At 41.8% G+C, this 23,152-nt stretch carries 21 protein-coding genes and 2 riboswitches; of the genes, 11 read left to right on the top strand and 10 right to left on the bottom strand.

Translation table 11 applies throughout. From position 1 onward, the window contains the following. Positions 1–107: 107 nt before the first annotated feature. From H6G96_RS20820 to ntrB, 4 genes are all read right to left on the bottom strand, one after another. Positions 108–728 carry a universal stress protein gene (locus tag H6G96_RS20820; protein ID WP_190913302.1) on the bottom strand — a complete coding sequence of 207 codons (621 nt, stop codon included), beginning with the start codon at positions 726–728 and terminating at the stop codon, positions 108–110. Between the two features lie 202 nt (positions 729–930). Further along, positions 931–1,042, bottom strand: a riboswitch (cyclic di-AMP (ydaO/yuaA leader). A gap of 38 nt (positions 1,043–1,080) precedes the next feature. Beyond that, complete coding sequence (locus H6G96_RS20825; RefSeq protein ID WP_190913303.1) at positions 1,081–1,917, bottom strand: nitrate ABC transporter ATP-binding protein; 837 nt, start codon at positions 1,915–1,917, stop codon at positions 1,081–1,083. 53 nt (positions 1,918–1,970) lie between these two features. Continuing rightward, the gene (locus H6G96_RS20830; RefSeq protein WP_190913218.1) at positions 1,971–3,413 is read right to left on the bottom strand and encodes an ABC transporter substrate-binding protein; all 1,443 of its coding nucleotides are present in this window, start codon (positions 3,411–3,413) and stop codon (positions 1,971–1,973) included. A gap of 270 nt (positions 3,414–3,683) precedes the next feature. After that, positions 3,684–4,535, bottom strand: a complete 852-nt coding sequence (ntrB, locus tag H6G96_RS20835) for a nitrate ABC transporter permease (RefSeq protein WP_190913219.1) — start codon at positions 4,533–4,535, stop codon at positions 3,684–3,686. A gap of 97 nt (positions 4,536–4,632) precedes the next feature. Further along, positions 4,633–4,854, bottom strand: a riboswitch (cyclic di-AMP (ydaO/yuaA leader). 418 nt (positions 4,855–5,272) lie between these two features. Between ntrB and H6G96_RS20840 the strand changes: the two genes are divergently transcribed. Next, positions 5,273–6,463 (top strand): HAMP domain-containing sensor histidine kinase, encoded by a 1,191-nt coding sequence (locus H6G96_RS20840; RefSeq protein WP_190913304.1) that lies wholly within the window; start codon positions 5,273–5,275, stop codon positions 6,461–6,463. Between the two features lie 58 nt (positions 6,464–6,521). On the opposite strand, the gene rnc is transcribed toward H6G96_RS20840, so the two are convergent. Genes rnc through H6G96_RS20855 form a run of 3 tightly spaced genes read right to left on the bottom strand, consistent with a single transcriptional unit; the run spans position 6,522 to position 8,523 of the window. Then, positions 6,522–7,217, bottom strand: coding sequence for a ribonuclease III (gene rnc / locus H6G96_RS20845; protein WP_190913220.1), 696 nt, complete (start codon positions 7,215–7,217; stop codon positions 6,522–6,524). 42 nt (positions 7,218–7,259) lie between these two features. Continuing rightward, a complete protein-coding gene (locus tag H6G96_RS20850; protein ID WP_190913221.1) occupies positions 7,260–7,892 on the bottom strand; it encodes a hypothetical protein in 633 nt (210 codons plus the stop codon). 43 nt (positions 7,893–7,935) lie between these two features. Next, the gene (locus H6G96_RS20855) at positions 7,936–8,523 is read right to left on the bottom strand and encodes a Uma2 family endonuclease (RefSeq protein ID WP_190913222.1); all 588 of its coding nucleotides are present in this window, start codon (positions 8,521–8,523) and stop codon (positions 7,936–7,938) included. Positions 8,524–8,618: 95 nt separating this feature from the next. Here H6G96_RS20855 and bchD point away from each other — a divergent pair, with 95 nt between their 5' ends. Then, positions 8,619–10,652: a magnesium chelatase ATPase subunit D gene (bchD, locus tag H6G96_RS20860; protein ID WP_190913223.1), complete on the top strand. Its 2,034-nt coding sequence runs from the start codon at positions 8,619–8,621 to the stop codon at positions 10,650–10,652. A 51-nt stretch (positions 10,653–10,703) separates the two neighbouring features. Here the strand turns inward: bchD and H6G96_RS20865 are convergent, their stop codons facing one another. Then, entirely contained in the window at positions 10,704–11,489 is a 786-nt protein-coding gene (locus tag H6G96_RS20865; protein ID WP_094329630.1) for an RNA polymerase sigma factor SigF, read from the bottom strand. Positions 11,490–12,013: 524 nt separating this feature from the next. Here H6G96_RS20865 and H6G96_RS20870 point away from each other — a divergent pair. From H6G96_RS20870 to H6G96_RS20905, 8 genes are all read left to right on the top strand, one after another. Further along, positions 12,014–12,742, top strand: coding sequence for a Bax inhibitor-1 family protein (locus tag H6G96_RS20870; RefSeq protein ID WP_190913224.1), 729 nt, complete (start codon positions 12,014–12,016; stop codon positions 12,740–12,742). Positions 12,743–12,868: 126 nt separating this feature from the next. Continuing rightward, positions 12,869–14,021 (top strand): PCRF domain-containing protein gene (locus H6G96_RS20875; protein WP_190913225.1). Its coding sequence is split into 2 segments (ribosomal slippage): positions 12,869–12,943 and positions 12,945–14,021, totalling 1,152 coding nucleotides; the frame shifts between segments, so codons are not numbered across the junction. Positions 14,022–14,146: 125 nt separating this feature from the next. Further along, positions 14,147–15,269 (top strand): peptide chain release factor 2 gene (gene prfB, locus H6G96_RS20880; protein WP_190913226.1). Its coding sequence is split into 2 segments (ribosomal slippage): positions 14,147–14,218 and positions 14,220–15,269, totalling 1,122 coding nucleotides; the frame shifts between segments, so codons are not numbered across the junction. Positions 15,270–15,473: 204 nt separating this feature from the next. Then, entirely contained in the window at positions 15,474–15,629 is a 156-nt protein-coding gene (locus H6G96_RS20885) for a DUF3285 domain-containing protein (protein WP_094329633.1), read from the top strand. Between the two features lie 103 nt (positions 15,630–15,732). Beyond that, a complete protein-coding gene (gene ybeY, locus H6G96_RS20890) occupies positions 15,733–16,260 on the top strand; it encodes an rRNA maturation RNase YbeY (protein ID WP_190913305.1) in 528 nt (175 codons plus the stop codon). A gap of 154 nt (positions 16,261–16,414) precedes the next feature. Further along, positions 16,415–16,870 carry a diacylglycerol kinase family protein gene (locus tag H6G96_RS20895; protein ID WP_190913227.1) on the top strand — a complete coding sequence of 152 codons (456 nt, stop codon included), beginning with the start codon at positions 16,415–16,417 and terminating at the stop codon, positions 16,868–16,870. A 270-nt stretch (positions 16,871–17,140) separates the two neighbouring features. Then, complete coding sequence (locus H6G96_RS20900) at positions 17,141–17,740, top strand: aminodeoxychorismate/anthranilate synthase component II (protein ID WP_190913228.1); 600 nt, start codon at positions 17,141–17,143, stop codon at positions 17,738–17,740. Between the two features lie 3 nt (positions 17,741–17,743). Next, entirely contained in the window at positions 17,744–18,511 is a 768-nt protein-coding gene (locus tag H6G96_RS20905) for an MBL fold metallo-hydrolase (protein ID WP_190913229.1), read from the top strand. An 83-nt stretch (positions 18,512–18,594) separates the two neighbouring features. Here H6G96_RS20905 and H6G96_RS20910 read toward each other — a convergent pair whose 3' ends face one another. Beyond that, on the bottom strand, positions 18,595–19,836 hold the full coding sequence (locus H6G96_RS20910; RefSeq protein ID WP_190913230.1) for a VCBS repeat-containing protein: 1,242 nt from the start codon (positions 19,834–19,836) through the stop codon (positions 18,595–18,597). 575 nt (positions 19,837–20,411) lie between these two features. Here H6G96_RS20910 and H6G96_RS20915 point away from each other — a divergent pair. Next, positions 20,412–21,722: an aminopeptidase P N-terminal domain-containing protein gene (locus tag H6G96_RS20915; RefSeq protein ID WP_190913231.1), complete on the top strand. Its 1,311-nt coding sequence runs from the start codon at positions 20,412–20,414 to the stop codon at positions 21,720–21,722. 227 nt (positions 21,723–21,949) lie between these two features. Here the strand turns inward: H6G96_RS20915 and psbA are convergent, their stop codons facing one another. Continuing rightward, entirely contained in the window at positions 21,950–23,032 is a 1,083-nt protein-coding gene (psbA, locus tag H6G96_RS20920; protein ID WP_190913232.1) for a photosystem II q(b) protein, read from the bottom strand. Positions 23,033–23,152: the final 120 nt, after the last annotated feature.

Below are 23,152 nucleotides of genomic sequence, written 5' to 3' on the forward strand. Positions count from 1 at the left end.
CCTCCCAAAGTCTAATTTGTTGCATAATAGCGAAAAAAGCCACCTAATTTTAGGTGACTTATCTATGATTCCAATTAGATAAAAATTACTGAAATTCTGAACAGTGATTATTCATCAATACAACTGGGAATACCCAAAACGGCGCAGGGAAAATTAGAACCTAGAGCCTCAATCATCGGATGATCAACAGATTTGCAACCGAGAAACAAAATATCGGCAGTTTCTGATTCAACAACTCTGTTAAGTTCTGTGGAAATGATGCCAAACCGCAAATGAGACTTGAAGGAACCCTGCCATTCTTCAGCTAGACTTCGGGCTTGCCAGAGAATTATGTCTGCTTGTTGCAGAGGAGTTACCACTGTCTGCAATTGGGGTTGAGTTAATACCTGTGTGGCAGACTTTGATGTTTCAGTGACTTGACGTTCCAATTGAGGTTGTTGTTCTGGAAAGGTTAAGATATTTGAATACTGGCTGCTTTGATTATCTTCTATCACATAAACGGCTTGAACTGTGACTTCTGCATTAGTCGCTAAACGGGTTTGATGAGCAATCCAAAAAGCAATATCTAGCGCCGTATGACTGTTAGGAGATGCGTCATAGGCAACAATTAAATTAACTGCCTTTTCTCTTTGAGGTTTTTTAGAAAAAGGTTCTTTTGGTTCTGGCAATAGTACCATTTGTTCAATTAAGTCATCTCGACCTACGGCACTTTGCAGACGTGCTAACATTGGCTTAATTTGCACAGCTTTACTTCTCCCAATGAAATGATTTAGTAATGAGAGGCAGGGTGATTAATTTTAGATTTTGGACTTTGGCTAGACTCAGTCGAACGATTTTGGATTTTAGATTGAGTAACGATAACCAAAAGTTCAAATCTTAAATTAGTCGAGGAAACCCCAATAATAACTGTATTACAGCCAAACTCTTGGGGGTTCCTTCCATTGCCTACGGAGTTAGCTGACGGGCTAAGACTGGAAGGTGTCTCTCGTTAGATTAGCCCCAAACATTGGTTCCTCCGTTCCAAATTCAGCTTTGATGAATTTGAATTAGGCTACCCACTAAAAAAGATGATAATCTAATTTACTCGTCTTGGGCAAAATATCGATCAAGGAAATTCAGAGCGTGGTTACGGAGTTCAAAATATTCTTTTGAGTTTCGCATGGCGGCGCGATCGCGTGGATGCTCAAAAGGAACTTCTAATATCTCTCCTATACTAGCAGCTGGGCCATTGGTCATCAAGACGATGCGATCGGACATATAGATTGCTTCGTCTACATCGTGGGTAATCATCATCACTGCTTGACGATTATTTTCCCAAATATCCAATACCTGCCGTTGCAATTTGCCACGAGTTAGCGCATCCAATGCCCCAAAAGGTTCATCCATCAGTAACATTTTAGGACGAATTGCTAAAGCTCTGGCAATCCCTACTCGTTGTTTCATACCTCCAGAAATCTCATCAGGATATTTGTCAGCCGCCGCCGTCAAGTTTACCATTGCCAAGTGTTCATTTACAATGCTAATTTTTTCAGCCCGATTAGCATTTTTTAGCACTTCATCCACAGCTAAACGGATATTTTCGCGCACAGTTAACCAAGGTAACAGCGAATAATTCTGAAATACCATCATCCGCTCGGCTCCTGGCTTATGAATTTCTTTTCCATCTAGCCTTACTGAGCCTGAAGTTGCTTTTTCTAAACCAGCTACTATCTTTAGTAAGGTTGATTTTCCACAACCAGAGTGACCAATTACAGAAATATATTCATCTTCACCAATTGTCAGATTAACTCCATCTAAAACGACAAAGTTATCTTTATCAGGTGTCGGATAAGACTTGACTAAATTTTCAATTTCTAAAAATCCAGGGCGGGGCATAACTCCGGTCTGGGTATTAATAGGTAATGAAGTATATTCCATCATCAAATGCTCCCGAAATAATTAAGTCATCAGTCAATAGTTGAACTTGGGATTTAAGATATGAAAAAGTTAGTGGGAGCGTTAGCCCTGATGGCAAAACTATTTAGATAACCCACAGGATCGCTGGGGTCGAAGCCTTTTTTATCTATAAATACTTCTGGTGGTTCGACCTTGTAATCATCCTTGGGGCACTCGATGCCTATTTCAGATGCTATCTCCCGATATAAATCTGTTCTCCAACCAAGTTCTGCTAGTTTCTCGGCATTTTTGGGGAATTCCTTAATTTGTCCCCACCGTGCTGCTTGTGTCATCATCCAGATACTTCTTGATCTCCATAGAAATGTGGAGTGTTCTGCTGGCTGTTTGGGAAGGTTGTCAGGAATATCGAAGAAAATCGTGGTGTCAGCGGCTTTGATGGTGCGGTCTTTGCCGTCAAAGCCGCCATAGTTGTAGTTGCCGAGAATTCCCGGACTTGTAAATTTCGCAATTGGGGCATCTTTCTTTTTAGGTCTAGCACCTGTAAAGGAACGGTCTGTGATCAGTTCGGCGACTTCTTGGCGGTTTTCTACTTTGCTGCAATACTGACAAGCTTCAATCATCGCCTTGACTAAAGAACGATAGGTTTTGGGATATTTTTCGATGAAAGATTCCATCACACCCAAAAGTCGATCTGGGTGTCCCAACCAGACTTCTTTGCCTTGTGCAAAGGTAAAACCAATGTTTTCATTACCTGTTATTGCTCGTGTATTCCAAGGTTCCGCAACCATATAAGCTTGCATTGCCCCAATCCGCACGTTTGTTACCATTTGGGGAGGCGGAACGATGATGACGCGAAACTCTTTAAGGGGATCAACACCTGCGGCAGCGGATAAGTAACGGATAAAGTATTCGTAAATGGAGGAACTTAGAACAACTGCCCAGACTTTGTTTTCTGCTGGTTGCTTCTCAAAGTAGTTTCGGAAATCGCGCCCAAAGGCTTCTAAAGCACCATCTCCATATTTTTCTTGATACTCGTACCACGGACGCAGCCCAAAATCCCACATGGCTTTGTTCATTGTCATGGCGTTACCGTGGCGGTGGATGGTCATGGCTGCACACAAGGGAGCGTGGCGTGCGCCTTCAGCACCAATTCTGGCGTTGGTAACTGCACCAGATACCACAGGTGAAGCATCCAAGCGACCAAAAATTACACCGTCGCGTGAGGTGGCCCAACTGGCTTCGCGGTTGAGTGTAACGTTCAAACCATACTTACGGAAGAAGCCTTTTTTCCAGGCGATCGCAAATGGCGCACAATCATTAACGGGAACGTAACCAACTGTAAGATCGGCTTTTTCTAAGTCGCCGCTTTTAACTACTGGTTGCACAGCTAAAGCTTCTTCGGTCAATCCTTTGGCTGATCTATCTCCTGAAATTCCACAGGAGGACAGCGCCATTCCCACCGTTGTTGCTCCTATTCCCTTGATAATATCTCGTCGAGTCCAGTTAATATCACCCATTTTTGTAGCTCCATTGGTGATTAATTGCTCAGGGTTCAGGCGCAGAGTTTCGTTCTCAAACAGAATTTAATAGTCAGGATTTAGTTGGGTATTCTGACCGAAAAAGCGAATGAATAAACAGCGTCTTTGCATCCCAGCAAATCTATAGTTTTGTGGTTACTAAGCAAGGCGTAAATGTAGTTAAGAAGACAGTGGCGGGTTTAAATCTCCCATAAAGAATATTATGAATTCTTCTTCGAATCTTGCTGTTTCGATAGCAGCCAAATTTTGTTAGTTGGAAGTTTTAGGGCGATGGGTTACTAATTCTTGGATTTTGTCCACGGCGTAATCCAGGATTAACCCAGTTACACCAATTACCAATACAGCTAAAAAGACTGAACTCAGGTTTAAGCGACTCCATTCATCCCAGACAAAAAAGCCGATCCCAATACCGCCTGTGAGCATTTCTACGGCAACGATTACTAGCCAAGCTATCCCTAAACTAATTCTCAAACCTGTAAAAATATATGGCAAACTTGCGGGCCAAATAATTTTTGTAATCCGTCGCCAACGGGGCATTTCCAGCACTCGTGCTACGTCTAAATAATCTTTGGGAACGCTAGAAACTCCTAATGCGGTATTAATAATTGTTGGCCATAGGGAGGTAATAAAAATTACAAATATGGCTGAAGGATCTGCCAAATTGAAAATTGCTAAGGCGATGGGCAACCAAGCTAAGGGCGATACAGGTTTAAAAATTTGAATGATGGGATTGAGTGCTAGCATTGCAGGTCTGGACATCCCAATTAGAAACCCCAGAGGAATCGCTACTACTGCACCTAACAAGAATCCTATTAATACCCGGCGCAGACTTGCGATTAACAGCCAACCAATTCCCAAGTTACCGGGGCCTCGCTGGTAGAAGGGATTTAAGATGTAGTCTAGATTAGCGATTAACGCTTCTGGCGGGGTGGGCATCAATTCATGGTTAGCAAGTGCAACAATCCACCACAGCACAATTATTCCGAAGAAGCCCAATACAGGTAAAAAGAAGACATCTCTTTGGATGACAGGTTTTGTCTTTTTCCACGCGGCTTGCCCGGCGATCGCTGCGATCGCGGCCAAATTTAGTTGAAATATCATTTACGACCTCAACAGATTTAAGTGCAGGTACAAAGAATCCGAGCAGTACCAGCCTTGGACACCGATGAGATCAGAACATTATAAAAATGCTGTCTCTTCAGTCTCCTCTCAATGCCTACGAAGTTAGCTGACGGGCTAGAGCTGAGAGATGCCCTTCTGAAGAAAGTTATGAGTTATAAGTTATAAGTTAAGTGTTTAGTAAACTAACTTCCAACTCCTCACTGTCAACTCCTGACTTTCTATGAGATACGCCCCACAATTTGGTTCCTCCGCTCCAGCGTTATGCACTGTGACACGCTGGATTAGGCTGACTTACTCTAATGGATACTAAATTATGCACAATATAACATTGACGCTCAGTAAAAGCTATCTATCTTATGATAAATATTGTTTACTTGAATACTGAGATCAATTACCTCTATTTGTTTTTTGGTAATAAACAAAATTTATATTTTTAGTTGTGTTGTGAGTAAAGTCTTGCACAGACAGCTAAACAATATAGTCGAGTCAAGCATCAATATTGTTATGTGCTTGATTAATATTTCTGAATATATTTTAGGCTTACTGGTAGTTTTAGATACACAGACAATTAATCATTAACCAGTAAACATAATATTATAATATATTCCTTTTGGTAGGTGAACTAAATTATTAATTTTGGTAAAAACTCACTCCACTCGCTAAACTAATTGGATATGGAAGTTTATTCATCTATCTTTGTAGCTAAATTTAACAAAATGGATTTTAGTCAAGTACTGGCTGAAAAAACGGACACCATCATAGATAAATGGATTACAGCAGTTCGCAAGGATAGACGGATTGAAAGTGCTGATGATTTATCTTATACAGCGGTAAAAGATCATATCCCTGATGTCTTACAAGCAATGGTAACAGTGCTTTCAAAATCTCAGGATAATGATATTCAGTCAATAGTTACTGCTAGTTTCCAACATGGAGCTATTAGAGCTGAACAAGGCTTTGATCCAGCAGAAATTGCCAGAGAATATCATCTGCTGCGAACAGTAATATTTGATGCTCTACAAGCAGATTTATTGAATGGAACACCTGTAGAGATAATTCGTTCCATGCGTTTGATTGACGCTATCATAGACGAAGCGATCGCTCGGTGTTTTAAGAGTTATGTTGAGGAGCGGTTTCGAGAATTACAGCAGTTGCACTCAGCACTAACGCTTCATAATGATGAACTTACGCGCTTGATTAGCGCAAATCAAGAGTATCTTTCGCAATTGGCGCACGAATTGAAACATCCTCTAACTTCCATTATTGGTTACTCTGATTTGTTTTTACGCCAACAACGACGAAAGACTGAGATAAAAGACAACTATAACAATTTAGAACATATTGAACGGGTGCTACGCAACGGTAGACAGTTACTCCATCTGATCAATGATGTATTAGAACTTTCGCGGTATGAGGCAGGGCAGATAAAACTCCAACTAGCACCTACCGATGTGCGTGAATTAATTAATAATGTATGCGAAATGTTGGAACCCTTAGCTGCTGGTAAAAATTTAAAAATCGTAGTGGATTGCGATCACACTCCCAAGAAATTAATCACAGATCCTTTTCAATGCCAACAAATTATTACAAATCTTATTAGTAATGCGATTCGCTATACAGAGTCGGGGACTATTATTATAATGTGTCAGGTGTTGGAGAATCAGAAATGGGCGATCGCAGTTTCTGACACAGGAATTGGCATTGCACCCGAAAACCAAGCCCAGATATTTGAACCTTATTTTCGCGTGAGTTCTAGCGATCGTCCCTATCTCCCTGATAGTACAGGATTGGGATTAGCGATCGTCTCCCGCTTAGTAAAACTACTACAAGGTACAATTAACTTAGTTTCTGAGGTGGGAGTTGGTTCTACTTTCACTGTAATTTTTCCCTTGCAAATAGAGAGTTGATTTCGCGCCAAGATGTACAATTATTGTCTACACCCCTGCGTGAAATCAAAAAACATTATTACAATAAACCTTGTTTTTCCAACTTAGCTAGCGCATCTTCAGCAGCAGCTTTTTCTGCATCTTTTTTATTGCGTCCGTTACCCGTTCCAAATGCTTTTTGTTCATCCACAAATACAGCAAATACATCAGATTGGAACTTTGGTGCGTGAGGTTCACCACCTATTTGTCTTGTATTATATATCGGGGGAGTAGTGATCCCTTTGCTTTGCACCCATTCCTGAAAGCGATTTTTTGAGTCTACATTAGAGCGAGACACAGTAATATTCTCATGTACAGAATCAAAGAAGGGTTCTACAAAATCACGAACTGGTTTAATATCAAACTTTTTATCTTCATAATAAGCACCAATGATTGCTTCAAAGGTACTACTTAGTAAATTACGGTTTTTACGGCCTCCATCTTGAATAGCACCTTTCCCTAGTAGCATTTTAGAATTTAGTCTTAAATCCTCAGCAAACTTTGCCAATTGCTTTTCATCTACTAGTGCAGAACGACGACGAGTTAATTCATCTTCTCCTCTTTCTGGATGACGCTTATAGAGATATTCACCACTTAAAAAATTTAGGATAGCATCACCAAGAAACTCTAGACGTTCGTTGTGTTCACCTTCTTCTGGGTGTTCGTTGACATAAGAACGGTGGGTAAGTGCTTGACGGAGTAATTTTTCATCCTCGAATATTGGAAGTTTGTACATTTTGATATTTATAGTTAAATCATATGATAGTGAATAAATAATTTACGGTTTATTTTGCGCGTGAAGCGAAGCTATCGCATTGCGAATCGCACCATATAAAATACCTAAAATTTTCTTAATATCCTTAATATAATATTCACTCAAATCAATCGAAACTACATTGCCTTCAAGTTTCATAAATTGCCATATAGTACCAATAGTAACAGCACCATATATAGCTTTGATTTGATTTCCACCTCTGTCGTTAAATAACTGAGCCGCTACCATTTCGGCAATACATTGGGCTAAACCAGACCTCAAATTCTCATTTTTACTTTCTACTAAGACAATTATCGGGCTGCGGACAAGCAACTGCTCCGAAGAAAGACTCAAAATAAAATCACAAAAGCCGTTTAATCCTCGCTGACTATCAACAGTAAAATCCACGCCAGAAAAAAAGCTTATTTCATAATTAAATTTGCGTCTAATTTCTAATAAAATTGGACTTATTATCATTTCACTTCGAGCTTTTTCTGAACTTATCGCTACTGCTAAATCAACATTTTCCCTAAGAATAGTAGATAATAAATCACTACATTCTTGCTCCTGCACATTTGCGAATAGTCCAGATGATTCGTGGATCACTAACCCAAAAGAATCAATAACTTCAATAAGTTTAAAATCACTATAAGCCATAAAACTTAATCCTTTGTCTTATGACTGAATTCTATAACAAAGTTTAAAAATTCAGCTTTGGCGGAAACACCCTAGCTAAATCAAGAGATAAATCAGGGAAGCAGGGAAAAGTTATTATCTCATCTGACAGGAAAATTCGCTTATTTGAATAACCATATCTGCCTTGATTATCCTGATATGGTTCACTGTAAGCTTCCAAATAATTATCGAATAAATTGAATATCCAATAATCAGTAATACCTCCTTTAGCATAGAGAGGTATTTTAACGTCTTGGTCATAGCCCAAAGAAGAATCTGCAACCTCCATTACCAATAACACATCAGTCGGTTTAGGGTGAGCCGATAGATAATCATCAGCACGGTTTTGAACAATCGCAAAATCTGGCTCAGGTTCGCTGTTAGGTGGCAAAGCAATCGGGGCTTGAGATTGCAAAGTAGCCTTGTCTCCCAGTATTTTGGGGAGTTCCTTCCACAGTTTTCTTAAACAAGTTTCATGAGCTTTCCCTTTGAATGCCATTTCAATAATTTCCCCGTTGATTAATTCAATATGGTCATCTTCATGGAAAAAGCCCAATTCTCCAAGCCTGTGATATTCATCCAGTGTGAAGCGTTTAGCCTGAGCAATACTCATAACCTTACCTTTCTCTCTTTGCCATACATAATACTTATTCTAAATGCGTCAGAAATTGGTATGCTAAAGGCCGAGACTCGCTATGAAAGCAAACAATGCCTGCGCCTACTATCAACCCCACGATCACTGCCTTTCCCTTGACAGCTGTAGTCGGTCAAGAAGCAATTAAATTAGCCTTGCTGTTAGCAGCCGTTGATCCTGGTTTGGGAGGAGTAGCGATCGCAGGTCGTCGCGGTACGGCAAAATCAGTAATGGCTCGTGCTATTCATGCTCTACTACCGCCCATTGAAGTTGTCAAAGGCTCAATCAGTAATTGTGATCCCAACCATCCAGAAGAATGGGATGATCAATTGTTAGTGGAGTACGCAGACAAAGATATTCAAGATGTGCCCGTTGAAATTATTCCCGCGCCTTTTTTGCAAATTCCTCTAGGTATCACTGAAGACCGACTATTAGGTTCGGTAGATGTTGAAAAGTCAGTAAAACAAGGTGATACCATTTTTCAGCCTGGATTACTCGCTACAGCAAACCGGGGTGTACTGTACGTAGATGAAATTAATTTATTAGATGACCAAATATCAAATCAACTTTTAACAGTATTATCTGAGGGACGCAACCAGATTGAACGAGAAGGGATTAGTTTTCAGCATCCGTGCAAATCCCTATTTATTGCCACCTACAATCCAGAAGAAGGCGGATTACGGGAGCATTTATTAGATAGAATTGCGATCGCACTGTCTGCTGACGGTGTACTCGGCTTAGATCAAAGAGTAGAAGCAGTAGAACAAGCGATCGCTTATTCTAAATCTCCCCAAGACTTTCTTCAGCAGTACAACGAAGACTTAGACTCCCTCAAAACCCAAATCATTCTGGCGCGGGAATGGTTGAAAGAAGTAATCATCACCCATGAACAAATTGCCTACTTAGTCGATGAAGCCATTCGCGGTGGAGTTCAGGGACATCGCGCCGAGTTATTCGCCGCGCGCGTTGCCAAAGCTGCTGCGGCTTTAGAGGGACGAACAACAGTTAATGCCGAAGATTTACGCCGTGCTGTGGAATTGGTGATTGTACCACGCGCCACAGTTGTGCAGACACCGCCACCCGAACAAGCACCGCCACCGCCTCCACCCCCACCACAACAGAATCAAGAAGAATCCCAGGACGAATCAGAAGAGGAACAAGAGGAACAAGAAGAACAGCAAGAAAATCAAGAGCAAGAACCTCCCGACATCCCGGAAGAATTTATCTTTGATCCAGAAGGGGTAATCCTTGATGACAACGTGCTGTATTTTACTCAAATGGCGAAGCGGCAAGGTAAATCTGGTAGTCGCAGCGTCATATTCTCCGATGACAGGGGACGCTACATTAAGCCGATGTTGCCCAAAGGAAAAGCGCGACGCATTGCAGTAGATGCAACACTAAGAGCAGCTGCTCCTTATCAAAAAGCACGAAGAGAAAGACAACCAGATAGAAAAGTTATTGTCGAACAGCCAGATATTCGCTCGAAACGCCTGGTACGTAAAGCCGGGGCGTTGGTAGTATTTGTAGTAGATGCTTCTGGCTCAATGGCCTTGAATCGAATGCAATCGGCTAAAGGTGCAGTGATGCAACTCTTGACAGAAGCTTATCAAAACCGTGACCAAATAGCATTAATTCCCTTCCGGGGAGAACAGGCAGAGGTATTATTGCCTCCAACACGTTCTATTGCTTTAGCGCGTAACCGTTTGGAAAGGTTGCCCTGTGGTGGGGGTTCGCCCTTAGCGCATGGTTTAACTCAAGCTGTGCGCGTCGGCTTAAATGCTCAGATGAGTGGAGATATTGGGCAAGTTGTCCTTGTAGCAATCACCGATGGACGGGGTAATATTCCCTTAGCGCGTTCTTTAGGTGAACAGCTAGAACCAGGAGAAAAGCCAGATATTAAAGGAGAATTATTAGAAATTGCTGCCAGAATCCGTGCTTTGGGGATGCAACTATTAGTAATTGATACAGAAAGTAAATTTGTGTCTACTGGCTTTGCTAAAGAATTATCGCAAACAGCAGGCGGTAAATATTATCATTTGCCAAAAGCAACAGATCAAGCTATTGCTGCTATGACCAAAGGTGCGATCGCTGATTTAAAATCTCGGTAATTAGTCATTTGTCATTGGTCAGTTGCTTTTCTACTAACCACTGACCAATGACTACGATCCAGTGGGCATTACCTGTGGTTGCAAATAGCAAATTAAATCTTGGATTCCCTTTTGCAGATACCGCGTTACTGTCATTGGACTAGTACCAATGTTTTTAGCAGCATCCTTGCGAGAAAGTTCCTTCAAAAATACCATTTCAACTGCCATGCGGGGCTTTTCTTCCAACATATTGATTGCACCTTGCAGTTGTTGGCGTTCTTCTTCTTGTTGCAGAAGTACATGAGAACGAGGGCAAGGAAGTGCTTCACCCAAAGTTATTTGGCAATCAACATAATTAACTGCGGTTGCATCTAAACTTAAAGGCATCCGATTTTGAGCAGCCAACTTAGTTTCTTGCCATTCTTGCACAGATACCCGCAGGTGGCTAGCAATTTCAGCATCTTTGGGCTGACGACCTAAAGACATTGCCAAGTCCTTGCGAATCTTTTGCCCTTCATTATATAATTCTTGCCAACGACGGGGAATTTTTAATAGAGTACTGCGATCGCGCAAAAAGTGCAGCATCTCACCGCGAATATATGGTACAGCAAAGGAACTAAAAGCATATCCTTGGCTAGGATCGAAGCGTTCAATTGCCCTAATCAATCCAAAATAACCGATTTGTTCTAAATCTTCATAAGGTTCATTACATTGATGGCTGAACTTATGAGCCATCTTCCGTACTAAGCCAGTATGTAACTGTACAAGTTTATTACGAAGTTTAATAGATGGATTCTGGTGGTACAAGTGTAATAATTCTATACCATCAGTTCGTAAAGAGGACTCACTTGTTGCCATATACATTCCTTTGTTGTGACTCCTATTCCTGGGAAAATGGAGTTGCGTATATTTTCTTTTAAGCTGTCATTATTTTCCTTAGTTGGGGCTGAATAAGCCATCGTCGTTTCACTGAACTTGTAAGGGGTCGCACTCCGCAATTCAGTATTTGTACGCATGATTTTGCTACTCTTTCGGTTGCAGATTATGTTTGTTTTTTAGATAAATTTTGAATGGCACATAATCTTTAGCTTTTGCAACAAAAACTAGCTATTTATGCTGAAAAATGCATCACTGACCTAATAGCCATATTTCATACTGAGCGCAACGTGCATCCGTACTGAATTGATTGCGGAAGAGGCTGGGCAATTTTATCTCTTAGTACACACCCTCATTCATAAAGGTGAGAAATCGAAAGATTCTGATTTTTAGCAACAAAGCCACGTTTCAGATTTTGCAACAATATTAAATCGTTGGCTGTTAACCTCAAAGATTGGTAACAATAGGAATAAGCACAACGTTTTCCTAAAAAACAGTTTTTCAATATGAGCAATACCAGTAATTTTCGTGAAGCTATCCGTGAGGCTAAATCTCACGCCCTTGTTGGTCCTAACGTCATTGCCAACGCCCTCCCCTACGTCGGTGGTGGTTTGGTGCTAACGGCATTAGGAACGTACGGCGGTTTGGGAGTTATCCGTAGTAACCCCGAAATATTCTTTCCCACCTTCATTGGTGCGGTGATTGTAGAGTTAATTTTGTTCTTTGTTGCCCAAAATGTTGCCCAAAAAGGTAATAAGGGGCTTGCACTACCACTGTTGGCAACCTACAGCCTTTTGTCTGGATATACTCTCAGTGGCTTGGTATTTGTCGCTTTGAGATCCCAAGGTGTTGGCATTCAAGGCATTGGGTTGGCTGCCCTTGGTTGTGGTGTCACCTTTATTGCTGCCCGTCAAATTGGTTCAAATCTTTCTGAACAAGATGGCATGGCTTTGACGAAAACCATCAATCTTGGCGTTATCGCCTTGGTAGTTGTGTGCCTTGCCCAATTCGGCTTTGCCATGTTTGGTGTTTACACGCCAAATTGGTTAGAAATTGCCATCTCCGGTTTAGGAGTATTCCTGTTTGTTGGGGTTTCTGTTGTCGATTTCTACATCTTGCCCCGCACTTACAGCGATGACCAATATTTACCTGCTGCTTTGTCGATGTACCTTACTTACATCAACTTGTTTGTCTTTATCTTGCGGTTGTTAATTGCCATCAATGGCCGCGATTAATTGTCTGTAGGCACTAACACAAGTAGAGTTTTATAAAGTAAAAACCGTGGTTAAATTTTTGGCAACCACGGTTTTTTCATCGTTTTAATAGTAGAATATTAAGTTAAGCCTCAAATGAGCAAAACTATGCCTGAACTCTTAAATATTAAAATTGAAGTAGAAAATTTGTCTAATATCTTGGGTAAGGCTGAGGACTGTCTTTGACCTCCAATATTTGACTGCAAAAATTCAATATTTAGATCAAGTAATTGCTCAACCGGACTTTTGGAATAATCCAACCCCTGCTTATGAAGTACTTCAAGAAATTGAATACTCGATATTCTACAAGCATCAGCAATATCAGCGCTGGTGTTCGATTCTAGAAGATATCAAAGCTGCGTTGGAATTGTTGGAATCATCAGCCGATGAGCAATTGTGGCAAGAGGTGCAAAGCAACCTTACCCAACTCCAACAAGAACTCGAAACAGCAGAAATACGACAATTATTGTCTGACCCCGAAGACAAAAAAGGTGCATTTCTGACTATTACTGCTGAGGTTGATAATGCAGATGCTCAATACTGGGCATATATGTTGCTGCAAATGTACTGTCGTTGGGGAAAAAGCCACAATTATCCATTGGATGTAGTAGAGATTTCTGAGGTAAATGAAGCCGGAATTAAGTATGCAACCTTAGAAATTACAACACGTTATGCATACGGCTACCTCAAATCAGAAACAGGCACACATCAATTACAACAGATATCGCCCTTCGATGTTACTAACAGCTTGCGGACGAGTTTGGCTAGTGTAGAAGTTATTCCAATATTGGGTGAGTCCGTTGAGTGGGAGATTCCAGAGAAGCATTTAGAAATTACTTGGCATCGCCATCGGGGGAGTGTCAACCGCCCAGAAACATGGGTACGGGTGTTTCACATTCCTACCGGGATTAGTGTATTTTGTAACCAACAGCGTAGTCTGATGCAAAACAAAGATAAAGCCTTAGCTATTCTCAAGAGTAAACTGTTTGCGATGCCTACGGCTGGCTACGCCTACGCACTAGCCCAAGGTGTCCAGATTGACAAAATTCAACCCCGACAGATAAAATCTCTATCCAACAAGCTCATTCGTGAATATATCTTGCATCCTTACACCAAGGTGAAAGATTTACGTACCAATGTAGAAACACTTGCTGCCAGAGAGGTATTAGACGGTAAAATTGATTTTTTTATCAAAGCCTATCTGCAACAGCTAAATCACACTACTTCAGTGACCCAAGAAGCGCTTGATAATTTCAAGTAACTTTTGTAACTTATAATAAGTAGTGCGGAGAAAATTTGCCCAACTACAGCTAAAATCAAGAAACATAAGTAGAATAAAGAGCAATTTTCCACTACTAGCGCTCTATCTATCATTCAGTAAGCACTATGGAAGTTTTAGAACTCAAACGCGAAATCGAAACGTTGTCTGGCCGCCTGGGTAAAACCCAGGACTATCTTTGACGTACCTGCACTGACAGCCAAAATTCAAGACCTCGAAAAAATATCAGCACAGCCAGAATTCTGGAATGACCAAACCCAGGCCCAACAAACCCTGCAAGAACTCAACGACCTGAAAGCCCACCTCCAGCAATACGATCGCTGGCACGCCAACCTAGAAGATACTAAGGCTGTTGTTGAATTGTTGGAGTTAGAAACTGATGAGGCACTACTCCAAGAAGCAGAATCTACGATCACTAAACTGAATCGTGACCTGGATCAGTGGGAGTTACAACAGTTACTTTCCGGCCCCTATGATGCAGAAGGTGCTGTACTGACGATTAGTGCTGGTGCTGGTGGCACAGATGCTCAAGACTGGGCATTTATGCTGATGCGGATGTACACCCGTTGGGGCGAAGCTCATGGCTATAAGGTAACTTTAGCTGAAGAGTCGGAGGGTGATGAAGCCGGAATTAAATCGGCAACCTTAGAAATTACTGGTCGCTATGCTTATGGTTACTTGCGATCGGAAATGGGTACACATCGCTTAGTGCGGATTTCACCTTTTAATGCCAACGGCAAGCGACAAACCAGTTTTGCAGGGGTGGAAGTGATGCCACAGATTGATAACTCTGTGCAATTGGATATTCCAGATAAAGATTTGGAAATCACCACAACTCGCTCTGGTGGTAAAGGCGGGCAAAACGTCAACAAAGTAGAAACTGCGGTGCGGATTGTTCACCTTCCCACTGGTCTTGCCGTGCGCTGTACAGAAGAGCGATCACAACTGCAAAATAAAGAAAAAGCCCTAAATCGCCTCAAAGCAAAGCTGTTGGTCATCGCCAAGGAGCAACGCGCCCAAGAAATTGCCGAAATTCGTGGCGATATGGTGGAAGCCTCCTGGGGAAACCAAATCCGTAACTATGTGTTTCACCCTTACCAGATGGTGAAGGATTTGCGTACAAATACAGAAACAACAGCGATTGGCGATGTGATGAATGGCGAACTTGATACATTCATCCAAGCTTATCTGCGCCAAGAGAATAAACTAGTAGAAAGTGCTAGTGCATAATTTTGAATTATTTACAAGTGCTAAGTAATTATTTTTAATATTACTTAGCACTTGTTATTTTGAGGATTTTCAGATTGGCGCGTAGGCGTAGCATTATCTCTTATTTGGTCGCTTTCAGAGAAATTCCTTAGTAATATACAGGCAATCGCCACTCTATCCCAGACCAACTGTTACAGTTATAAAAGAGTCTGTGGATAAATAACTATGAGTAACTCCCCTTCAACAGAACCTCAACCTAGCTACGTAAAACTCGCCATGCGAAACATGGTGCGTAAGGGTGCAACTTCCCTGAAGCATTTTGGATTGACTGCCGTAGGGCTTTTAGCTCTCCTTGTTGGTCTTGCTTACCTAACTCACTAAATTAGTCATTAGTCATTAATTATATTTAAAAGGACAGATGACCAATGACAAAGGACAGCCTTAGCGAAAAACCGTAAACCTCAGATTAGGAGACTGTGTGCCCCTGAGCGTTGAACTATATGTGGAGGATGATTTTTACGAGTTGTCCCCGACAATATCTGTAAAAATTGGGGACACTGATCCCCGAATTCCTACTGAAACTTGGGAAAATTGGTTTAATCGCTGGTTGGAAATACTTCACCCTCAGATTCCGCCAGCGCCAAGTTATGAAATAGGGCTGCGTTTGACAAATGACGCGCAAATTCAAGAACTGAATGCCCAGTATCGTCAACAAAATAAGCCTACAGACGTTTTAGCCTTTGCTGCTTTGGAGGTGGATTTTCCTCAAAGTAAAGAAATGCTTGCTTCTATACCATTATACTTAGGTGATATCATCGTGTCTGTAGATACAGCACAACGTCAAGCTCAACAGCAGGAACATAGTTTACCAACTGAGCTAGCTTGGTTAGCTAGTCATGGTTTATTGCACCTGTTGGGCTGGGATCATCCTGATGAAGAAAGTTTGGGGCGAATGTTAGAACAGCAAGTGAGATTGCTGAACATAATAGGTATTTCTATTGACATAGAATAGCAAGAGTTTGTGTATACCTATAGTGTTAATTTTTGGTAATACTTTTATAATACTTCTGTGGAAAATTGCTTAAAGATTGCCTCAAAGTTAATTTCGCCATTAAGATCGGCGAATATTCCCACTGTAGCAACTCTATTCTTGTGTTTTTAAGTCTATGTCCCAAAAAATTTCTCCATCACCAACGCCTACCTCGTTACAAACACTGGTGTCTAACGAACGGGAATTCTCCTGGAAAGTAGCCTCTAATTTATTTGTTAGTTTTAAATATGCCTGGGCTGGAATCAGCTATAGTTTTCAAACTCAACGTAATTTTCGCATCCACGTAAGTGTTTGTGCAATGGCGATCGCTTTAAGCGTTTTTTTGCATCTGCAAGCCGTGGAAATAGCGGTAATTGGCGTAACTAGTGGTTTAGTTTTGGCATTAGAGTTACTCAATACAGCGATCGAGTCTCTTGTGGACTTAACCGTTAAGCAGACATACCATGATTTGGCTAAAATTGCTAAAGATTGTGCGGCTGGTGCAGTTCTTGTCTCTGCTTTGGTAGCGGTGCTGGTAGCTAGTACGCTGATGCTCCCTCCTCTGGTAAAGTTAATTATATCGGCTTTGTAGAGGTGGTTTGCAATTGCTAAGTGACTCCATAAGAGAATCACACTCTGTCCGATCCCCTAGAGAACACATTATAAAACAACTCAAAATTCAACTAATGCGATGTCTACCACGGGCTACGCCAACGTGCTAAACATCCTCGGTGAAGGGTTACTTGGTAATCTTTAGGCATCCATGCCAGCTTTATTTTTACACCTAGCGAACAAATAGCATGGGATATCTGTCTATGCTTTGTTGCAACTGATGAGTGGTAAAAACCAGGAGTGATAGGCTTTGATTATAGTTATCGATAATTACGACAGTTTTACATATAATTTAGTGCAATATCTGGGAGAATTAGCAGCAGAATTCCCAGTAGCAGATGATATTAAAGTTTTTCGTAACGACAAGATATCCATAGATGAGATTCGGGCATTAAAGCCGGAAGCTGTGGTTATTTCTCCTGGCCCAGGTCGCCCGGAAGATGCCGGCATTTCCCTAGAATTGATTAAACAGCTAGGCCAAGAGTTGCCAATTTTGGGTGTCTGTTTGGGACATCAAAGCATTGGTCAAGTATTCGGTGGTAAAATAATTTCTGCTCCAGAGTTAATGCATGGCAAAACCTCTCAGGTGTCTCACACTGGGGTGGGGGTGTTCCGGGGATTAGAAAATCCTCTAACCGCTACCAGGTATCATAGTTTGGTAATCGAACGTGAGACTTGCCCAGATGTGTTAGAAATCACCGCTTGGGTTGATGATAACACCATCATGGGAGTGCGACACCGGAACTATCCTCACATTCAGGGCGTCCAATTTCACCCAGAGAGTGTCCTGACATCTTCAGGAAAACAGTTATTGCGAAATTTTCTGGAACAGTTACAGTCGAGAGCATAATTAATGAAACGACGACAGTTGATGGGCTATGCTGGGGCGGGTTTGGTCACAGCTTTGGTTACTACCTTGGGTTCTGAATCTCAAGCTGACGCACAATCTAGCGGTTTATCAGTTCAGTGGTTGGGTCATACTTGCTTTCTTTTTACTGGTGGCGGTACGAAAATCCTCGTCAATCCATTTCGGTCGGTCGGCTGTACTGCTGGGTATCGTCCACCAAAAGTTGCAGCAGATTTGGTACTGATTAGCAGTCAACTGCTGGATGAAGGTGCTGTGGACGTACTACCGGGAAATGCAAAACTCATCTACGAACCAGGAGTTTACGAGTTCAAGAGCATTAAGTTTCAAGGAATTGCCATAGACCACGATCGCAAAGGTGGTAGACAGTTTGGTTCAAATACTGCTTGGAGTTGGCAGCAAGGCGGAGTTAATATCCTCCACTTAGGCGGAGCCGCTGCACCCATTTCCATTGAGCAAAAAATCTTGATGGGGCGGCCAGATGTAGCATTCATTCCAGTGGGAGGCAGTGCAAAAGCCTACAATGCTCAAGAAGCAAAGCAGGCTGTTCAAATCTTAAATCCTAAGTTGGTGATTCCAACCCATTACCGCACACAGGCCGCTGATGCTGCTGCGTGCGATATTTCGCCACTGGATGATTTTTTGACCTTGATGCAAGGTATGACAGTGCGGCGTAGTAATGGAGATAGTATGTCCATTAACCCTGGTAAATTACCGGAAAATAGCGAAATTCAGGTTTTGACTTACAAGTTCTGAGAAGCAGGGGATGAGAGGATGAGGGAGCAGGGGGAGCAGGGGGAGATGAGGAGAGACAATTCCTAACTCCTAACTCCTAGCTTTTAAAATGTATACCACTCTGGGCCAAGCTTATCTGCTTCGCTGATAGGAGTTTCAACAGCTGTTGTCTCATTTATAGTCCAAATGTTGTCTGCACTTCCTGTCTGATCGCGCCAGTAGATATCGGTCTTGCCATCGCCGTTGTAATCGCCAAGGGATGCTGTCAGAGCCGCGTTATTAGCCGGTAAAAAAGCTTCAGTAGCAACTGTTGTACCATTCATCAACCAAGCGGTGTTTGCACCTGTGGTTCCATTGCGCCAGAAGATATCAGTCTTGCCATCACCGTTGAAATCACCAATGCTTGAAGTCCAAGATGAGTCAAGTGTACCCAAAGCACCTTCTGTGACTAAGATACCATTCATCGTCCAAATCTTGTTTTCACCTGTTTCGGCGTTTCTCCACAGCAGGTCTGTGCTTAAATCGCCGTTGAAATCGCCAACGGTATAAGTCCAGGCTGCGTCTTGTGATTGCAACGCAAATTCACTCTTTTGCGTACCATCCATAAACCAAACGCTGTTATCGCCAGTTGTCTGATTGCGCCAGAAGATATCACTTCTGCCATTACCGTCGAAATCAACAATGGTAGGAGTTAGTGCTACGTCTGTGGTGTCTAGAACAGTTGCAGTGACAACCGTTGTGCCATCCATCTCCCAAATAGCATTCTCACCAGTTTGAGCATTATGCCAGAAGATATCGGTTTTGCGATCGCCGTTGAAATCGCCAATCTGAGAATTCCAGGCTGCATCAACGCTAGTTAGAGAAGCTGCATTAGCAACTCTTGTACCATCCATGAGGACAATGCTATTCTCACCGGTTGTCTTATTGCGTAATAAGAAGTCGGTTTTGCCATCATTGTTGAACTCGCCAATTTTGTAATCATAGGCGGCTAGGTCAAATTGACCCAGGGAACCTTGTTCGATAACTCTTGTCCCATCCATCAGGCGAACGATAATTTCACCGGTTTGAGTATTAACCCAAAGTTTGTCAGTTTTGCCATCAGCATTAAAGTCAGGAACAATCGCTGCACTGGTTAAGTAAGGATTAGGATTAGGATTTACTGACGTTTTGATAGGCTGGGTTGACTGTTCATTTTGTAATGTTAGTGAGGAACTTTTACCCCCAAATCTAAAATCAGAATTTAAATTCTCAATAGAAGATGTCAAAATTTCTGATTTTTTGAAAGATTCTTCTGCCCATGCAGCTGTATTCAAAGATAAGGATGAGGAATTTGCCTTTCCAAACATGGTGCGTTTTTATGATTGGTTGTCATATTTTTTTAACGTTTTTTGGAATCCTCTTTCTGTAACCAAATAACATTTACTAGGTTTTCAATATTTTTTTAGAACTATATTTTTTAAAGATAAATATCAGTTGACATTAAACGACGATTATGAAAAATTCAGCTCTATACAAACAATTACCCAATATTATTTTGTATTTTATATATAATTTATAGATAAAATTTGTTAGCTTGTCTGCTTTCTTTGACATTTTAAACTCTCGATTAAAACATACATATTCCTGTAATTTTTACTTGATTACATGAAACTATTTACACTATGTAGCCCTAATGTGAATACATAGTAACTTGTATAGCAAGTCTAAAATATTGATGAATAATAAGATACCTTGATTCTTTGAAAGGCAGGGTATCTTAACTTTTGAAGAAAATTGATTATTCTCCAATAATTTACGACTTGAGTTGAAACAAATATTGGTTAGAATAACTTAGATTGGCAACTATTAAGAGGCATGATTTGTGCATTCTCTAGTTGTATAAAGTGTAAAATAACATAATACTTTTATAAATACATCAGCTATGCAAGCAGAATATCGGCAACGTCGTGAGCAGTTAATGGCAAAAATCGGTGATGGCACAGCCATTTTTCGCAGTGCGCCAATGGCAGTGATGCATAACGATGTCGAGTATGTTTATCGCCAAGACAGTGATTTTTTCTACCTGACTGGTTTTAACGAACCACAGGCAGTAGCAGTGTTAGCACCGCATCATTCAGAACATCGGTTTGTGCTGTTTGTCCAACCGAAGGATCGCGAAAAGGAAGTATGGACTGGTTATCTTTCTGGAGTAGATGCAGCGAAGGAAATTTATGGTGCTGATGAAGCTTACCCTATTAGCGAGTTAGATGAAAAGTTGCCGCAGTATTTGGAAAAAGCTAGCCGCATTTACTATCACTTAGGACGCGATCGCGCCTTCAATGACCAAATCCTGGGACATTACCAAAGCTTACTGCGGACTTATCCTAAACGCGGTACTGGACCGATCGCTATTGAAGATACTGGCCCTGTCCTCAACAGCATGAGACTAATCAAAAGTGAACCTGAGTTGGGGTTGATGCGTCAAGCAGTTGCGATCGCCACTGAAGCCCACAATTACGCCCAAGAAATCGCCGCACCCGGATGTTATGAGTACGAAATACAGGCGGAGATGGAACGTATCTTTCGAGTCCGGGGTGGAATGGGGCCAGCTTATCCTTCGATTGTGGCTTCCGGTGTGAATGCTTGCGTACTCCACTACATTGAAAATAATCGTCAAATGCAGGATGGAGAATTACTGCTAATTGATGCCGGCTGTGCTTACGGTTATTACAACTCGGATATTACGCGGACATTTCCTGTGGGGGGTAAATTTACGCCAGAACAAAAGACACTGTATGAGATTGTATTAGAAGCACAAAAACAAGCGATCGCTCAAGTGCAACCAGGTAATCCGTTCAAATTAGTTCATGATACAGCAGTGCGCGTTCTCACGGAAGGTTTAGTTGAACTTGGCATCCTCAAAGGTGAAATTGATAAGTTAATTGAAGAAGAGAAATATAAGCCATATTATATGCACCGCACCAGTCATTGGTTAGGTTTGGATGTCCACGATGTGGGTGTTTATCAGCACGGTGAAGACAAACCGCAGATTTTGCAACCAGGCCAAATTTTGACAGTGGAACCAGGACTATATATTGTGCCTGACACCAAACTAGCAGAAGACCAACCAGAGACTGATCCTCGATGGGTTGGTATTGGTATTCGCATTGAGGATGATGTGTTAGTTACATCTAATGGACATGAGGTGTTAACTGCGGGAGTTCCCAAGGAAGTAGATGAAGTGGAAAGATAAAAAGACCTCTCCCTGGTTTTACTACGTAAAACCATCCCTCTCCGACTCGGAGAGGGACAGGCTTGAACTTTAGTTCAAGGCAGGGAGAGGTTTATCGAATTCACGATAAAAAAGTGAGAGAAGGGGAGCTAATTTCAAAGTCTCTCTCCCAGATAGGGAGACGTTAGAAAACCCGGCTTCAACAAAGTAAGCCGGGGTAAGCACTTATAAAAAATGACAGTTAAACCTTAGCCCTGGATAGCAGGGGCAGTTAAAGCTGCCGGTGAAGCAGCGCCAGCAGCCAAATCTAGAGGGAAGTTGTGAGCATTACGCTCATGCATCACTTCCATACCTAAATTGGCACGGTTAATCACATCTGCCCAAGTGTTAATTACGTGCCCTTGAGCATCAATGACAGACTGGTTGAAGTTGAATCCGTTGAGGTTAAATGCCATTGTGCTGATACCCAAAGCAGTAAACCAGATACCAATCACAGGCAAAGCTGCTAAGACAAAGTGCAGCGATCGAGAATTTTGGAAGCTGACATATTGCCAGAATAGCCGTCCCAAATAACCATGAGCAGCAACAATGTTGTACGTTTCTTGTTCTTGACCAAATTTGTAACCGTAGTTTGCAGATTCATTTTCTGTGGTTTCGCGCACCAAAGAAGAGGTCACCAAAGAACCGTGCATTGCGGAAATTAAAGCACCGCCAAATACACCCACAACTCCTAACTGATGGAAAGGGTGCATTAATATATTATGTTCAGCTTGAAACACCAACATGAAGTTGAATGTTCCAGAGATACCCAAAGGCATGCCATCAGAAAAGGAGCCTTGACCGATGGGGTAAATCAAGAATACTGCGGTAGCAGAAGCTAAAGGTGCGCTGTAAGCTACACAGATCCAAGGGCGCATTCCCAAGCGGTAGCTCAACTCCCATTGCCGTCCCATGTAGCAAGCGCAACCTATTAAAAAGTGGAAAATTACTAGCTGGTAAGGCCCACCGTTATAAAGCCACTCATCCAGGGAAGCTGCTTCCCAAATCGGGTAGAAGTGTAAACCGATCGCATTTGAAGAAGGAACAACCGCACCAGAGATAATATTGTTGCCATAAATTAAAGAACCAGCAACAGGCTCGCGGATACCATCAATATCTACGGGGGGCGCAGCAATAAAGGCGATGATGAAGCAGGTGGTAGCTGTTAGCAGGGTGGGAATCATCAGAACACCAAACCAACCGATGTATAGACGATTATCGGTGCTTGTAATCCACTCACAGAATTGCTCCCAGACATTGGCGCTAGAGCGTCTTTGTAAGGTAGTAGTCATAGTTTAGAATAATTTCAATGATTTTGTTGATGATTTAAAGTTGTTGTTCGTTGGGAATCAACAACTGATAGCATCTTAAAAAAGTTGCTGAATCTTTGCAGTAACTAATAGTTATTGAAA

The sequence above is a fragment of the Nostoc sp. FACHB-892 genome (genome assembly GCF_014698795.1).
GTDB lineage: Bacteria > Cyanobacteriota > Cyanobacteriia > Cyanobacteriales > Nostocaceae > Nostoc.

Coding starts and splice junctions, on each gene's coding strand:
- H6G96_RS20820 (WP_190913302.1), bottom strand. CDS start 728: ATGTTAGCACGTCTGCAAAGTGCCGTAGGTCGAGATGACTTAATTGAA.
- H6G96_RS20825 (WP_190913303.1), bottom strand. CDS start 1,917: ATGGAATATACTTCATTACCTATTAATACCCAGACCGGAGTTATGCCC.
- H6G96_RS20830 (WP_190913218.1), bottom strand. CDS start 3,413: ATGGGTGATATTAACTGGACTCGACGAGATATTATCAAGGGAATAGGA.
- ntrB (WP_190913219.1), bottom strand. CDS start 4,535: ATGATATTTCAACTAAATTTGGCCGCGATCGCAGCGATCGCCGGGCAA.
- H6G96_RS20840 (WP_190913304.1), top strand. CDS start 5,273: ATGGATTTTAGTCAAGTACTGGCTGAAAAAACGGACACCATCATAGAT.
- rnc (WP_190913220.1), bottom strand. CDS start 7,217: ATGTACAAACTTCCAATATTCGAGGATGAAAAATTACTCCGTCAAGCA.
- H6G96_RS20850 (WP_190913221.1), bottom strand. CDS start 7,892: ATGGCTTATAGTGATTTTAAACTTATTGAAGTTATTGATTCTTTTGGG.
- H6G96_RS20855 (WP_190913222.1), bottom strand. CDS start 8,523: ATGAGTATTGCTCAGGCTAAACGCTTCACACTGGATGAATATCACAGG.
- bchD (WP_190913223.1), top strand. CDS start 8,619: ATGCCTGCGCCTACTATCAACCCCACGATCACTGCCTTTCCCTTGACA.
- H6G96_RS20865 (WP_094329630.1), bottom strand. CDS start 11,489: ATGGCAACAAGTGAGTCCTCTTTACGAACTGATGGTATAGAATTATTA.
- H6G96_RS20870 (WP_190913224.1), top strand. CDS start 12,014: ATGAGCAATACCAGTAATTTTCGTGAAGCTATCCGTGAGGCTAAATCT.
- H6G96_RS20885 (WP_094329633.1), top strand. CDS start 15,474: ATGAGTAACTCCCCTTCAACAGAACCTCAACCTAGCTACGTAAAACTC.
- H6G96_RS20895 (WP_190913227.1), top strand. CDS start 16,415: ATGTCCCAAAAAATTTCTCCATCACCAACGCCTACCTCGTTACAAACA.
- H6G96_RS20905 (WP_190913229.1), top strand. CDS start 17,744: ATGAAACGACGACAGTTGATGGGCTATGCTGGGGCGGGTTTGGTCACA.
- H6G96_RS20910 (WP_190913230.1), bottom strand. CDS start 19,836: ATGTTTGGAAAGGCAAATTCCTCATCCTTATCTTTGAATACAGCTGCA.
- H6G96_RS20915 (WP_190913231.1), top strand. CDS start 20,412: ATGCAAGCAGAATATCGGCAACGTCGTGAGCAGTTAATGGCAAAAATC.
- psbA (WP_190913232.1), bottom strand. CDS start 23,032: ATGACTACTACCTTACAAAGACGCTCTAGCGCCAATGTCTGGGAGCAA.